Here is a 206-nt window from a genome sequence, read left to right on the forward strand (position 1 = left end):
CGTCCCCTTCGTCTAGTGGCCTAGGACACCGCCCTTTCACGGCGGTAACAGGGGTTCGAGTCCCCTAGGGGACGCCAGTTTTACACAAGCGATGTTTAAGTATGTCGCTGGGCCGCGAGGCTAAAAATCCGGGGCTATAGCTCAGCTGGGAGAGCGCCTGCATGGCATGCAGGAGGTCAGCGGTTCGATCCCGCTTAGCTCCACCA

2 tRNA genes are annotated in these 206 nt (G+C 59.7%); both read left to right on the forward strand.

The features are described from left to right. Position 1 precedes the first annotated feature (1 nt). Positions 2 to 77: transfer RNA gene (locus HU720_RS24075), tRNA-Glu, on the forward strand. A 53-nt stretch (positions 78 to 130) separates the two neighbouring features. Further along, positions 131 to 206: transfer RNA gene (locus HU720_RS24080), tRNA-Ala, on the forward strand.

Origin of the sequence: Pseudomonas sp. SWRI51 (genome assembly GCF_014268825.1) — a bacterium.
Lineage (GTDB): Bacteria > Pseudomonadota > Gammaproteobacteria > Pseudomonadales > Pseudomonadaceae > Aquipseudomonas > Aquipseudomonas farsensis.